The sequence below is a fragment of the Halarcobacter ebronensis genome (genome assembly GCF_013201825.1).
Lineage (GTDB): Bacteria > Campylobacterota > Campylobacteria > Campylobacterales > Arcobacteraceae > Halarcobacter > Halarcobacter ebronensis.
The window spans coordinates 1,420,158-1,433,446 of record NZ_CP053836.1 but is presented as its reverse complement, the minus strand read 5'-3'; the positions used below and the strand labels follow the sequence as shown (position 1 = coordinate 1,433,446).

14 protein-coding genes are annotated in these 13,289 nt (G+C 29.0%); 9 read left to right on the top strand and 5 right to left on the bottom strand.

Going from position 1 to position 13,289, the window contains the following annotated elements:
* Positions 1 to 5: 5 nt before the first annotated feature.
* The gene (locus tag AEBR_RS07020; RefSeq protein WP_129088258.1) at positions 6 to 587 is read right to left on the bottom strand and encodes a response regulator; all 582 of its coding nucleotides are present in this window, start codon (positions 585 to 587) and stop codon (positions 6 to 8) included.
* Positions 588 to 796: 209 nt separating this feature from the next.
* Between AEBR_RS07020 and AEBR_RS07015 the strand changes: the two genes are divergently transcribed.
* Entirely contained in the window at positions 797 to 1,273 is a 477-nt protein-coding gene (locus AEBR_RS07015) for an acyl-CoA thioesterase (protein ID WP_128982885.1), read from the top strand.
* A gap of 17 nt (positions 1,274 to 1,290) precedes the next feature.
* On the opposite strand, the gene abc-f is transcribed toward AEBR_RS07015, so the two are convergent.
* Complete coding sequence (gene abc-f / locus AEBR_RS07010) at positions 1,291 to 2,886, bottom strand: ribosomal protection-like ABC-F family protein (RefSeq protein WP_129088257.1); 1,596 nt, start codon at positions 2,884 to 2,886, stop codon at positions 1,291 to 1,293.
* A gap of 167 nt (positions 2,887 to 3,053) precedes the next feature.
* Between abc-f and thiD the strand changes: the two genes are divergently transcribed.
* The 8 genes from thiD to AEBR_RS06970 all read left to right on the top strand — a co-directional run bounded on the left by thiD (position 3,054) and on the right by AEBR_RS06970 (position 9,378).
* The gene (gene thiD / locus AEBR_RS07005) at positions 3,054 to 3,839 is read left to right on the top strand and encodes a bifunctional hydroxymethylpyrimidine kinase/phosphomethylpyrimidine kinase (protein WP_129088256.1); all 786 of its coding nucleotides are present in this window, start codon (positions 3,054 to 3,056) and stop codon (positions 3,837 to 3,839) included.
* Positions 3,824 to 4,444, top strand: a complete 621-nt coding sequence (gene thiE, locus AEBR_RS07000; protein ID WP_129088255.1) for a thiamine phosphate synthase — start codon at positions 3,824 to 3,826, stop codon at positions 4,442 to 4,444. The genes thiD and thiE overlap by 16 nt, the downstream gene beginning before the upstream one ends.
* Before the next feature lie 2 nt (positions 4,445 to 4,446).
* Positions 4,447 to 4,812, top strand: a complete 366-nt coding sequence (locus tag AEBR_RS06995; RefSeq protein ID WP_129088254.1) for a sirohydrochlorin chelatase — start codon at positions 4,447 to 4,449, stop codon at positions 4,810 to 4,812.
* Between the two features lie 68 nt (positions 4,813 to 4,880).
* Entirely contained in the window at positions 4,881 to 5,150 is a 270-nt protein-coding gene (locus AEBR_RS06990) for a hypothetical protein (protein ID WP_129088253.1), read from the top strand.
* A 14-nt stretch (positions 5,151 to 5,164) separates the two neighbouring features.
* Positions 5,165 to 5,803, top strand: coding sequence for a pyridoxamine 5'-phosphate oxidase (gene pdxH, locus AEBR_RS06985; RefSeq protein ID WP_129088252.1), 639 nt, complete (start codon positions 5,165 to 5,167; stop codon positions 5,801 to 5,803).
* Positions 5,804 to 5,861: 58 nt separating this feature from the next.
* Entirely contained in the window at positions 5,862 to 7,352 is a 1,491-nt protein-coding gene (locus AEBR_RS06980; protein WP_228720442.1) for an ABC1 kinase family protein, read from the top strand.
* Positions 7,353 to 7,408: 56 nt separating this feature from the next.
* On the top strand, positions 7,409 to 8,653 hold the full coding sequence (locus AEBR_RS06975) for a putative DNA modification/repair radical SAM protein (protein ID WP_129088250.1): 1,245 nt from the start codon (positions 7,409 to 7,411) through the stop codon (positions 8,651 to 8,653).
* Positions 8,650 to 9,378, top strand: coding sequence for a TIGR03915 family putative DNA repair protein (locus AEBR_RS06970; RefSeq protein ID WP_129088249.1), 729 nt, complete (start codon positions 8,650 to 8,652; stop codon positions 9,376 to 9,378). The genes AEBR_RS06975 and AEBR_RS06970 overlap by 4 nt, the downstream gene beginning before the upstream one ends.
* A 78-nt stretch (positions 9,379 to 9,456) precedes the next feature.
* Here AEBR_RS06970 and AEBR_RS06965 read toward each other — a convergent pair whose 3' ends face one another.
* From AEBR_RS06965 to thiI, 3 genes are all read right to left on the bottom strand, one after another.
* On the bottom strand, positions 9,457 to 10,653 hold the full coding sequence (locus tag AEBR_RS06965; RefSeq protein ID WP_129088248.1) for an OmpA family protein: 1,197 nt from the start codon (positions 10,651 to 10,653) through the stop codon (positions 9,457 to 9,459).
* Positions 10,643 to 11,695, bottom strand: a complete 1,053-nt coding sequence (locus tag AEBR_RS06960) for a MotA/TolQ/ExbB proton channel family protein (protein WP_164969527.1) — start codon at positions 11,693 to 11,695, stop codon at positions 10,643 to 10,645. Before AEBR_RS06960 ends, AEBR_RS06965 begins: the two co-directional genes overlap by 11 nt.
* Before the next feature lie 61 nt (positions 11,696 to 11,756).
* Positions 11,757 to 13,217: a tRNA uracil 4-sulfurtransferase ThiI gene (gene thiI, locus AEBR_RS06955; protein ID WP_129088246.1), complete on the bottom strand. Its 1,461-nt coding sequence runs from the start codon at positions 13,215 to 13,217 to the stop codon at positions 11,757 to 11,759.
* Between the last annotated feature and the right edge of the window lie 72 nt (positions 13,218 to 13,289).

The window sequence follows — 13,289 nt, the reverse complement described above, 5'->3', positions numbered from 1 at the left end:
TTATCTTAGTTTAATTTATCCAAATCAATTAATTCTGCTTCATCTAAAAGAAGCCCTTTTATCTCACTTGTTTGTAAAATTTGCTCTTTTATTTCATCATGAAGCCCATCCAGATTACTTAGCATTGTTTTAATTTTATCTCTGCTTCTAAGTAATTTGTCTTTTTCAGCAATCTCTTTTTTATCTTTTTTTCTCTCTTTAAAAAGTTTTATAAAGACATTTAATTTTGAACATAAAATCTCTGTATCTATTGGTTTTGTAATAAAATCAACAACAGTAGAAGAGCTGTTATAAGCCTTTTTTTGATAAATTTCATTATTATAAATTCCTGTAATTAAAATAATAGGAATATGTCTTGTATCCTCTATACCTTGTAGATACTCAACAAATTGGAAGCCATCAATCTCAGGCATTTGTATATCACTTAATATTAAATCCACTTCATTTTTCATAATAATTATTAGAGCATCTTTTACGTTATCTGCTTCTAAAATATTTATGTCATCAAATTTCTCTTCAAGAAGATATCTAAGAGAATAAATATTGTCAGCAATATCATCAACAATTAACAGATTAATCTTTTCCATAATATTTTCTCCACACAAATTTATCAATTATATTATTAAATAGTATCATAATAGTCCTATTATTTTATTAATTAAAAGATTATATTATTATACTTGTTACTTTTTTATATAATTTCACTAATCTATAAGATTTATTTATAAATTTTTCTTAAATTTTTTACTTAATACTCTATAATTATTTATAGACAATTTTTAAAAGGCTGTAAATAATGGAAGGGAATTACAAAAGGGAAAAATCATTAACAATGACTATGTTAATGACTCCAGATAAAGCTAATTTTACTGGAAATAATGTTCATGGTGGAGAGATCCTAAAAATGTTAGACCATGTTGCTTACGCCTGTGCTGCAAGATATACTGGAATGTATGCAGTAACGCTTTCTGTCGATATGGTACTATTTAAAAACCCTATAAAAATAGGTTCATTAGTAACTTTTCATGCCTCTGTAAACTATACAGGAAGAACCTCAATGGAGATTGGTATCAAAGTTATTTCTGAAGATATTAAAGATCACTCAATAAAAAATACAAACGTTTGTTACTTCACAATGATTGCAATGGATGAAGATGGAAATCCAAGCGCTGTTCCAAAACTAGAACCAGAAACAGAAGATGAAAAAAGAAGATATAACGACGCAATACAAAGAAGAGAGATTAGAATGTCTTCAAGACATGCTAAACTCTAATTAATAAAGAGGGAAGATTAATTTCCCTCTTTACTATCATTAAACTCTTCGTAACTACCTTTAAAATCAATAATAGAACCATCAGGTTGGATCTCAATAATTCTATTTGCATAAGCATCAAGTAGTTCCCTATCGTGAGAAACACAAATTACAGAACCAGGATATGCTAAAAGTCCCTCTCCTAAAGCAATAATTGCTTCTAGATCAAGGTGGTTTGTAGGTTCATCAAGAACCATAAAGTTTGGTTGTTCAAGCATAATCTTTGATAACATCATTCTATGCTTTTCTCCCCCTGAACAAGATTTAACTTTTTTCTCTTGCTCTTGTCCATTAAATAGCATTCTTCCTAAACAGTTTCTAATCTCAGAGATATCCGCTTCCCTATCAAAACCTCTTAACCAATCGTAAAGAGTCATATCACCATCAATCATATCTGTAGCATTTTGAGGAAAATATCCATTTTGAATTGTTGCACCCCAATGAACATCCCCAGAATCAGGTTTGATATTTCCAACTAAAACTTCGCAAAGAGTCGTTTTACCAATACCATTTGGTCCAATTAATGCAATTTTATCACCTTTTTCAACCGTAAAAGAGATATTATTTAACACAACTTCACCATCATAAGATTTAGAGATTCCTTTTACAGTTAGTATCTCTTTCCCTACTTCTCTTTTTTGTTTAAATACAATAGATGGGTCTCTTCTACTTGATATTTGAATTGCTCCAATATCTAGTTTGTCAAGTTGTTTTTGTCTTGAAGTAGCTTGTTTTGCTTTAGATGCATTTGCACTAAATCTAGCAATAAACTTCTCAAGCTCCTCTTTCTCTTTTAATTTTTTACTCATATCAGCTTGTTGTTGTTTAGCAATAACTGTTGAAGCAATATACCAATCATCATAATTACCTGTAAACTCTCTAATTTGTTTATAATCAACATCTAAAATATGTGTACAAACTGCATTTAAAAAGTGTCTATCGTGAGAGATAACAACCATTGTACCTTCATGGTGTTGAAGTTGGTTTTCTAACCAACCAATTGTTTTAATATCAAGGTTGTTTGTAGGCTCATCTAGAAATAGGATATCAGGTTTAGGGAAAAGAACTTGTGCTAATAAAACTTTGAATTTATCTCCCCCTGTAATTGTGCTCATTAAATCTTGATGTTGACTTGAAGGAAAACCTAAATCCTCTAAAATTTTAGTAACTTTAATATCATATTCATATGTTGGATCCTCTTCACAACAGATAATCTCAAGCTCCCCTAACCTATTGTTTATCTCATCAGTAAAATCTTCACTTAAGTAAAGTTTCTCTTTCTCTTTTACTGCATCATATAATCTTTTGTTTCCTAATAAAACTGTATCAAAAAGTGAAAATTTTTCATATGCAAATTGGTTTTGTCCCAATGTCCCAATTTTTTTACCACTTTGAACTTGAATTTCACCCTCTGTTGCATCTTCAATACCTGAAAGGATTTTAAGGAAAGTTGTTTTACCAGCACCATTTGCACCAATAAGACCATATCTTTTCCCACTATCAAATTTTAAGTTAATTTCTTGAAAAAGCACTCTAGGACCAAATGCTTTCTTTAAATTTACTACTTGTAACATATATCAAAACTCCATTTCTATTTATGGCGGGATTATATCGTAAAGTTGCTATAAGATATGTTAGTCCTTTAAAAAAAAGAGAAATAATCTTTTAGAATAACAATTTTTTACTATGAATTATAGCTTATATTGTTACAATACAACTATTATAACTTAAAGGATTTATAATGAAAGTTGCTTTAACTATTGCGGGAAGTGACAGTAGTGGTGGAGCAGGAATTCAAGCAGACTTAAAAACCTTTGAGGCTTTTGGTCTTTTTGGATGTAGTGCAATTACAGTTTTAACTGCCCAAAATACTACAGGAGTAACAGATATTTATGAGATAAGTCCAGATTTTGTAAAGGCACAAATAGAGGCTGTTTTAAAAGATTTTGATGTTTCAGTTATTAAAATAGGAATGCTTTTTTCAAATGAAATTATTGATGTGGTCAAAGATGTAATAAAAAATCTTGATATTCCAATTATTTTTGATCCTGTATTTATCTCAAAAGCAGGTTCTAAACTTCTAAATGATGATGCGGTTGAGAATCTAAAATCTCTATTTCAATACTCAACACTGATTACTCCAAATCTTTTTGAAGCAAAAGCTTTGTTTGATTATGAAGAGTTAAACAAAGAGGCAATAGAGAAGATACACTCACTACCTTGTAAAGTAGTAATAAAAAATGATAAAAAAATCAAAGATGATGAACTTCTAAGTTTGGATACTCTTTTTCATGAGGAGAGAAAAAGTCTATTTTATACAAAACTTATAGATACAACAAACACCCATGGTACAGGGTGTAGTTTCTCAAGTGCAATTGCTGCAAATATTGCCCTTGGAAAATCTATTGAAAGCTCAATAGAGGTTGCAAAATATTTTATCTATAATGCAGTATTAAATGCACCAAACTTAGGTCATGGAATGGGACCAATAGCACATAAAAAAGGGTATGAATGCTTAAAAAACTAAAAGGTTTATATGTAATTAGTGATGATTTATTAACTCCAAAAAACACAATGCTTGTTCAAATAGAAGAGAGTCTTAAAGGTGGAGCTAAAATAGTACAATTAAGAGATAAACAAAGTAGTGATGAGGATATTGAAAAGATAGTTTTAGATATACAAAATCTATGTAGAAGATATAAAGCACTCTTTGTACTAAATGACAGAGTTGATTTAGCTATTAAACTTAAATGTGATGGTTTGCATGTGGGAGAGAGTGATCACTATAGAATTGATAAAATTAGAGAGAAGTATTGGGGTTATTTAGGAGTCTCTTGTTATGGTAATTTAGAGTTGGCAAAAGAGATGGAAAACAAAAGAGTAGATTATGTTGCTTTTGGTTCTTTTTTTAGTTCACCTACAAAACCAAATGCAAAAGTAGTTGATATTGATATAATTAAAGAAGCAAAAGAGCACTTAAATATACCTGTTTGTGCCATTGGTGGTATCACAACTCAAAATGTATCAAAACTTCTAACTAGAGGTGTTGATATGGTTGCAGTTATTACTGATATCTGGAAAAGTACTGACATAAAACAAAAGTCAGAAATATATAAAAAATTAATGGATTAAGCATGAAAGCACTAATATTTGTAGCCCATGGAAGTAAAAAAGAGCTATCTAATAATGAGTTTATCTCAATGGTAGAGAGTATAAAAGAAAGAGTTAACACTTATGATATTATAAAAGCCTCTTTTTTAGAGATTGCAGAACCATCAATGGATGATGCAAGTAAAAGAGCTATTGAAGAGGGAGCAAAAGAGATATATTATTATCCTTTTTTCTTAAATAGTGGACGTCACGTAGCAGTTGATATTCCAAATATAATCTACACTTTAAAAAATAGTTATGATGATGTTGAGTTTAAAATATTAGAGCATTTTGGAAAATCAGAGTATATAGAAGATATTGTACTAAAAGATATTTATCAAAATAGATAAATAAACAAAATAATCCTACTAATGTTTAACACTTTAGGTATTATTTGAAATACAAGTAAGGAGTTACTATGATAAAAGAGTTAATATATACAAGTTTAGGAGCAACTGCTTTAATTAAACAAAGAGTTGAAGAGGAGATTAAAACCTTAGAAAAAAAAGGGAAAATCAAAAAAGATGATGCAAAAGAGTTCTTAAAAAATATGGAAAGAAAAGGTAAACTCGAAGATAAAAAAATCAAAAAAGAGCTTAGAAGTCATCTAAAAGAGCTTATCAATGAATTAGGTCTTGTAACAAAAAAAGATTTACAAAAACTAAAAGATGAATTAAGTAGCAAATAATTGGAGTTAAAAGTATGCCAGATTTGTCAAAAATGAGACAAGAATACACCTCAAAGGGTTTGGAACAAGAGGATTTAGAAAAAAGTCCTTTTAAGCAGTTTGAAAAATGGTTTAATGAAGCGCTAAAAGCTGAACTTATTGAACCAAACGCTTTTACCCTTGCAACTGTTGGAAAAGATTTAAGACCAACCCAGAGAACTGTGTTACTTAAAATATATGATGAAAAAGGGTTTACTTTTTTTTCAAATTATGGCAGTAAAAAATCTCAACAAATAGATGAAAATCCAAATGTAAGTGTCCACTTTGCTTGGCTTGGACTTGAAAGACAAGTAAGGATTGAAGGGGAAATTAAAAAAATCCCAAAGGGAGAGTCTTTGAAATATTTTCTCTCTCGACCTAGAGGTAGTCAAATTGGTGCTTGGGTCTCACATCAAAGTAAGATTGTAAACTCAAGAACAGTTTTAGAGACAAAATTTGATGAAATGAGAAAAAAATTTGCTAAAGGAGAGATCCCTTTCCCCTCTTTTTGGGGAGGATATCAGATTATTCCTAAGTACTTTGAGTTTTGGCAAGGGGGCTTAAATAGACTTCATGATAGATTTGCCTATAAACAAAAAGATAACTCTTGGGAAATAAGTAGGTTAGAGCCATAAAGGAGCTAAAATAAAATATTTTTCACCATTTAGAGTTTACAGGGTTTTTACTTTTTTATTGACAATCTATTTAGTTATAAAAAGAAAAAATAGCTTTATTATCTTTAAACCCTTAAGCCCAAAAAAATTAAAAGAAACTATATTAGTTTTGGGAGCAAGTTTTATAAAACTAGCTCAAGTCTTAGCAACAAGAGCAGATTTCTTTTCAAAAGATTACTTAGCAGAGTTAAAAAGTCTGCACGATCAAATTCCTCCTATGAGAAGTGATGCTTTTGAAAAAGTATTTAATAAAGCCTTTGCAAATAAAGAAATCTTTGAAGAGTTTATTATTGAACCAATTGCTTCAGCTTCAATTGGACAAGTACATACAGCATATCTTAAAAACGGAAAAAAAGTAGCTGTAAAACTTAGACGTGAAGGAATAAAAGAGCAAGTTCTAGCAGATATTAAAATAATAAATTTTTTCAATAGACTCTTTAAACCTCTCTTTTCACACTATACAAAAAACTCAATTGAAGCAGTTGTAAGTGAATTTTCAAAGATGATTGTCCAAGAGGTCTCTTTAAATCAAGAGTTACAAAATTTAAAAAATTTTAGAAAGGTCTATAAAAAAGAGAAAATAAGATTTCCAAAAGCCTATAGAAAATACTCAAATGATGATGCACTTGTGATGAGTTTTGAAGAGGGTTATAGATTTGATGATAAAGAAAACCTTTCAAAATATAAAGTTGATTTCAAAAAGATTATTGCAAATTTAGTTAACTTCTACACAACTCAAATGTTGGTAAATGGTTATTTTCATGCCGATCCACACCCTGGAAATCTGCTTGTAAATAAAAAAGGTGAATTAATTCTTCTTGATTTTGGAATGGTTAAAACTGTACCAAATGACAAAAGGGTTGCAATTATTGAACTAATTAAAGCAGCCAATGAGCAAGACTATGAAACTTATATTAGTGCTAGTAAAAGGCTTGGAACAATTGCTTATGAAGCTCCAAGTAGTGAACTTGCAGAGTTTACTTCAAAAATGTTTGAAATCTTTTCAAATGATAGTTTAGATAGTCAATCTATGCAAAGTTTGGCTTTTAATGTTTTGGAAAAAACTAGAAATCTTCCCTTTAAACTTCCAAGTGATGCAATCTATATTTTAAGGGTTAGTGCAATAATTGAAGGACTTGGAACAACCTATATTGAGAACTTCAATGGAATAAAAGATATTTTGCCAATTTTAAATAAAAATATTCCAAAAGCAATAGGAGCAAAGGATTCAATTGTTGAAACATTAATCTCTGAGATAAAAGAGCTTCCTTTTATAACAAAAGATTTCAAAACTATGGTTAAAAAAGCAAGTGAAGGAACCCTTGAAGTTGAGCTCTCAAAAAATCAACTTGAATACCTCTTTAAACTAAAAAAAGAGAGTCAAAAATCTTACGCTCTCTCTTTTGCACTAATCTTTGCATCTCTCTTTTATCTTCTATATGGTTTTGAGCCAAAAGAGTTTGCAATTGTTATCTTTCTTTTTGGATTTTTAAGACTTATTTATAAGTAATATTGCAAACTGCAATAAAATCTAAGTAGCAAAAAATAAATAGTTAAAATATCTTTATGAGAAAAGATATTTTTGAAAAGATGGAAATCTTAGCTGATAGTGCCAAATATGATGTATCTTGCAGTTCAAGCGGAAGTGACAATAACTATAAAACAGGAGAGATAGGAGCAACTCACAAAAGTGGTATTTGTCACACTTTTACCCCTGATGGAAGATGTGTCTCATTATTAAAAGTACTTTTAACAAACTATTGCATCTATGATTGTGCTTACTGTATAAATAGAAAAAGCAATGAGATAAAAAGAGCTGCCTTTTCTCCTAGGGAGTTAGCTGATATCACAATTAATTTTTATAAAAGAAACTATATTGAAGGTTTATTTTTAAGTAGCGGAATAATTGATAGTGAAGATCATACAAGTACTCTTATACTAAGAACCCTTAAAATTTTAAGGCAAGAGTATAGATTTAATGGATATATTCATGTAAAACTAATTCCAGGAAGTGATGAAAAACTAATAGAACAAATAGTATCTCTTGCAAATAGAGTTAGCTCAAATATTGAACTTCCAAGTGATAAATCTCTAAAATTATTAGCTCCAAATAAAACAAAACAGAGTGTTCTGCAGCCACTTAAATTAGCTAGAGATATTAGTATGCAAAAGAGTTCAAAACCAATAGGAATGAGCACTCAACTAATAGTTGGAGCAACTCCTGAGAGTGACAAAGATATCTTAAAATTAAGTTCAGTTTTATATGATAAAGCCTTATTAAAAAGAGTTTATTATAGTGCATATATTCCTGTAAATGATGATAAAAATCTTCCAACAATTATTACCAAACCTCCACTTTTGAGAGAACATCGGCTTTATCAAGCTGATTGGCTTTTAAGATTTTATGACTTTTCTTGGGAAGAGATTGTAAATGAACAAAATCCAAATCTAGATGAAGAACTTGATCCAAAAACTTTTTGGGCTTTAAACAATCTTCAATACTTTCCAATGGAGATAAATAAAGTTTCAAAGGATGAACTTCTTCGTATTCCTGGAGTTGGAGTAAGAGGTGTATTTAAAATACTAAAAGCCAGACGTTATAAATCTTTGGACTTTGAAGATTTAATTAAACTAAAAATATCTCTAAAAAGAGCAAAATATTTTATAACCTGTAAAGGAAGATATCAAAAAGAGTTGCCCTTTGAGAGTGATAGAATCAAAACTGCTTTAATTGCTCCAACAAAAAAAATTGAAGTTAAACAACCCTCACTATTTGATATAACCTATAGCGCAATTACAGGTGAATTATGATTTTACTCTATGACAGAACCTTTGAAGGATTTTTAACTCTTGTTTACGAGGTCTATTATAAAAAATTAAAACCAACAGCAATTTTAAAAGAAAAACCAACAACTCTTATACTTGAAGAGTTAATTGAAATAAAAAGTGATGAATTTAAAGCAAAAAAGGTTTTAAGTGCCATAAAAAAGAGTTTTCCAAAAACAAGTTTTGAGCTTATATTAAACTCTTTTTTGTGTGATAAGGCTGAGTTTGAAATTGATCTTTTAAAATATATTATTTTAGGATTTAAGAACAGTAATGAGCTTTTTAATATAAATATTCCTGAAGTTTTTTATCTTCAAAATTTAGAAAAAGAGTTATTTAGAAATCTTCATAAAATGTATGGTTTTCTTAGATTTCAGGAGCTAGAAGATGGTGTTTTGTATGCAAAACTAGAATCTGAGTTCAATCTTGTATATCTTTTGGGAAAACACTTTTTTAAAAGATTAAATAATCAAAACTTTATTATCCATGATATAAAAAGAGAGCTGGCATTTATAAAAAACAATTTAGAGATCAAAGTAGAGAGAATCTTAGAGTTTAATGAGCCAAATTATTCAAAAGAGGAAGAGAAGTTTACAAAACTCTGGAATAGATTTTTTAGTGCAACAACAATAGAGAGTAGAACAAATAAAAAATGCCAACAGAACCTTGTACCCCTTATATATAGAACTTACATGACAGAATTTATATAAGGAACAGAGAAATATTACAAAAAAAAACAAAACACATACAAAATTAATTCAAAAACTAGGGCTTATTCTTATAAAGCCCTACTCCAGGATACTCTCTATCTCTTTTATTGCTTCTTCATTTTTTATATTTAGTTTTATCTCTATTCTTCTTGAAGCCTCTTTGTCCTCTTTACCATCTTTATCATTGATTGGGTCAAGATATGATCTTCCACTTGCAACAAGAAGCTCTTTTAATTTCTCTTTATTTTTAAACTCCAATGACAATAAAAACTCCATAACTGACAGTGCCCTTTTTTGAGAAAGGTCTAAATTATATAAAAAGGTTCCAACAGAGTTTGTATGTCCAACAATAAAGATTTTATCAATATATTTGTTTATCTCATCATTTGAAAGTATTGTTTGAAAATAGTCATACACTGCATTTTTTAAAAAGACTTTAGAGTTAGCTTTAAGTTCAGATTTTCCCTCATCAAAAAGTACATTTGAAGATAGAGTTAAATTCCCACTCTTTGGATCTATTTTTATATTTTTGCCTAGTTTCTCTTTTAAAAGAGTAATAACTCTTATTTTAATTCCTGTAAGATTTTTTATTTTTTTCTTTGTATTTTCAAGTTCAGTAACCAATTGAAGATGATCTTTTTGACTATCATTTAGTCTTGTTTTAATAACTTTCATCTCATCTTCAAGTTCTTGATTTTTCTTTTTAAAAAGTTCAATTAATTTCTCTTTATCCAAACTCTCTTTTACCAAAACATCAAGTTTTGCTTCATTCTCTTTTTCAAGTTTTGCATACTTCTCATCTTGGTCTACAATAAGCTTATTAAGAGACTCTCTTTTCTCTATTAACTCTTTATTCTCTTTTTCAAGTTTTGCAAGTCTATTTTCAAGCTCCTCTTTTGAGAGATTAAACTCTTGTAAAAGTTTTATTTTTTCATCTATTGAGAGTTTTAATTGTTCATTTTCCAAAAGCTTATATTTGAGTTTTTCATTTAACTCTTTTGTCTCTTCTTGAAGTTTTAAAACTTCATATTCACTTTTGTTAAGCTCACTTACAATATTCTTTAGTCTATCCTCTTTTAAAGCTAACTCTTCTTTACTCTTTTCTAAAGCCAATCTTTCTTTTTTTAGCCTTGCTTCTAAACTATTGCTCTCATCTTGTAAAAGCGCATACTTTACAATAATAGCTCCAATTAGAAGAATAAAAACAAAAAGAAGTCCCGCCATTAAATCGGCATAAGATATCCAAAAGTTTGTATTGTTGTCTCTATTTTCCATTTACTAGCTCTTTTCCTAGCTCTTTTAAATCGCTGGCAACAAGCTCTAATGAAGATAAAACTGAATAAGTCTCAGACTTAATAGCTTTTTGGTTGGCGTTTTGATTTTTTAAACTCTTATCAAAACTTGCATTTATCTCTTTTATATTTTTTTGAATTTCTTCAAAGTTTTTAAGTAATTCATCTTGTTTTAAAGTAGTTCCTTCTAAAGTTGATGAGAGATGTTCATAGTTTTTAGAGACTTTATTCTCAATAATTACAAATGCTTTATTTATTCTTTCTAAATACTCTAGTTTTGATTTTACAATCTCATCAAGTTTAAAAAGATAATCAGGAGTTAAAAGTTTTTCTATCTTGTCTGCAAATTTATCCCTTTGAGTTTCAAGTAATAACATCATATCAATTTCATCTTTTGACCAAAGTCTATGTTTATTACTGCTTTTTATTAGATTTATTTCATTTTCTATTTTTGTTAACCCTCTTTTTTCAAAGAATGTCCACCAAATTGATAAGAAAATACCATAAATTGAGGCATAAAAAGCTGTTCCTACTCCACTTAATAAAAGAGTGATCTCATTTTCCAATGCTTGTTTTGAATCAACTGTGAAGTTTGGCATTGAAATAGCAATGGCAGAAAAAGTACCTAAAATACCAAGGGTTGGAAATAATGATGTAGCAATATTTGCAAAATTATCATTTCTTAGATTTTTTGTAAAATTACTAAAATAGTCATCCAAAGAGGCATATGATTTTGTTGTATTTTGAATAGTAACCTCTTTTGAAGTAATAAACTCTTCAAATTTATTTTTTGAACCATTGATTTTCTTTTTTAGAAGTGAATATGAGTACCAAGCATTATGTGGTATAAAAAATAGAAAAATAAGGAGAATTAAAAATATGATTAATATTGAGTGTATCTCAACTTTTAAAGAGATAATATTATTAAATCCCATTAGCAAACAAACAAAAAGTATAACTGGAATTGAAGAAATCATAATAAATCTAGGAAATGAATTCCCTTTAACACTAATAAAATCAGACATAATATCCTCCATAAATTATTAAATTTTTAAATCTTCAAAAGGTATTACAAAGACCATAAACTTATGGTCTATAAACTCTAATATTTTTATACCCTTTTGAGTCTATTAGATATTGAGCATGTAATTGGCTTAAAATACCTTTATCACAATAAAATAGATATTCTCTATCTTGAGGCAACTTCTCAAACTGCGATTTTAGCTTATAAAATGGTATTTTTAAAGTCTCACAACAAGTTTTTATACACTCATCATTTTGCCTAATATCTATTACCGTATAGTTACCACTTGAGATATCATTTACAATCTCAACTTGACCTATTTGATTAACATCTTCAACTATCTCATCCACATAGATTTGAGTAGAGTTTTCAACTGCTTTATCCAAAACTTCATAGTTGAATTTTTTTGCCTCTTTTTCCATTCTATCAAAAGAACCATGAGTTATCGGATTTTTTGAAATTACACCACAATACTCTGGCATACTCTCTGCAAATTTTCTAGTACCAATCTCATTTGCAATATCAATAATTTGTGGTTTATTCATAGTTGAAAGAGGTCTTAGTACAAGTTTATTTGTAACTTGATCAATTAAAGCTAGGTTTCTTAATGTTTGACTTGATACTTGAGCAACACTCTCACCTGTTAATAAAGCATCAATTCCAAGATTGTTTGCTATTCTTTCTGAAGCCATTAACATTAATCTTTTTAAAGTTACACCCATATATGAAGGGCTTGTAGAGTTAAAAATCTCCGTTACAACATCTTCAAAAGGAACTGATGTAAAAGTTATTCTATGTGAAGAACCAAATCTATTCCAAAGGTATAAGGCAACTTGTTTAACCCCAATTTCATGGGCAATTCCACCAAGATTAAAGAAGATAAAGTGAGTTTTAATTCCTCTTTTCATAGTCAAATAACTTGCAACAGTTGAGTCAAAACCACCTGACATTAAAGACAAAATATCCCCTTGTGTTCCTATAGGAAAACCTGATAATCCGTGATATCTATTTGTGATTATATTAAGTTGTTTATGTATTAATTCAATATTTATAGTAACGTCTGCATTTTTTAAATCAACTCTACTTGAAGGATTGTTTGCAAGCATATATCCTCCAACAGTTTGTTCAATCTCAACTGATTTAAACCCTTGCTGACCTGTTCTTTTAGCTCGTACCACAAAAGATCTATTTTGAATCTCTTTTGCCATTTTTTCATTTACAACAACTTTTATCTCATCAATTGTTGTCATATTGTCAATTTGTATTGCCTCTAAAACCACTTCAACACCTGAAGTCTCCAAAAGTTTTTGTCTAACTTCTACAACAACCTCTATTGGGCAAACAATCTCTATTTTGTCAAAAAATTTTTTATACTCTATCTCTTGAGAGATTTTGCCTAAGATTTTTTTCAAATTTGCAAAAAGCTGATCGATCATCTGTCTCTTTGCTTTTGTCCCTTTTATCATAATCTCAGGAAAAAATTTAACAATAAATTTTTGACTCTTAATCTCTAACTCAACCATTATTAACAAAACCTTTATAAAATATCGCGAATTATAACATAAGAAAAGTAATTGAAAATAAAAGATATAATA

What these genes read in the sequence shown, in the direction of transcription:
- AEBR_RS07020 (WP_129088258.1), bottom strand. Translation starts at nt 587, where the DNA reads ATGGAAAAGATTAATCTGTTAATTGTTGATGATATTGCTGACAATATT.
- AEBR_RS07015 (WP_128982885.1), top strand. Translation starts at nt 797, where the DNA reads ATGGAAGGGAATTACAAAAGGGAAAAATCATTAACAATGACTATGTTA.
- abc-f (WP_129088257.1), bottom strand. Translation starts at nt 2,886, where the DNA reads ATGTTACAAGTAGTAAATTTAAAGAAAGCATTTGGTCCTAGAGTGCTT.
- thiD (WP_129088256.1), top strand. Translation starts at nt 3,054, where the DNA reads ATGAAAGTTGCTTTAACTATTGCGGGAAGTGACAGTAGTGGTGGAGCA.
- thiE (WP_129088255.1), top strand. Translation starts at nt 3,824, where the DNA reads ATGCTTAAAAAACTAAAAGGTTTATATGTAATTAGTGATGATTTATTA.
- AEBR_RS06995 (WP_129088254.1), top strand. Translation starts at nt 4,447, where the DNA reads ATGAAAGCACTAATATTTGTAGCCCATGGAAGTAAAAAAGAGCTATCT.
- AEBR_RS06990 (WP_129088253.1), top strand. Translation starts at nt 4,881, where the DNA reads ATGATAAAAGAGTTAATATATACAAGTTTAGGAGCAACTGCTTTAATT.
- pdxH (WP_129088252.1), top strand. Translation starts at nt 5,165, where the DNA reads ATGCCAGATTTGTCAAAAATGAGACAAGAATACACCTCAAAGGGTTTG.
- AEBR_RS06975 (WP_129088250.1), top strand. Translation starts at nt 7,409, where the DNA reads ATGAGAAAAGATATTTTTGAAAAGATGGAAATCTTAGCTGATAGTGCC.
- AEBR_RS06970 (WP_129088249.1), top strand. Translation starts at nt 8,650, where the DNA reads ATGATTTTACTCTATGACAGAACCTTTGAAGGATTTTTAACTCTTGTT.
- AEBR_RS06965 (WP_129088248.1), bottom strand. Translation starts at nt 10,653, where the DNA reads ATGGAAAATAGAGACAACAATACAAACTTTTGGATATCTTATGCCGAT.
- AEBR_RS06960 (WP_164969527.1), bottom strand. Translation starts at nt 11,695, where the DNA reads ATGTCTGATTTTATTAGTGTTAAAGGGAATTCATTTCCTAGATTTATT.
- thiI (WP_129088246.1), bottom strand. Translation starts at nt 13,217, where the DNA reads ATGGTTGAGTTAGAGATTAAGAGTCAAAAATTTATTGTTAAATTTTTT.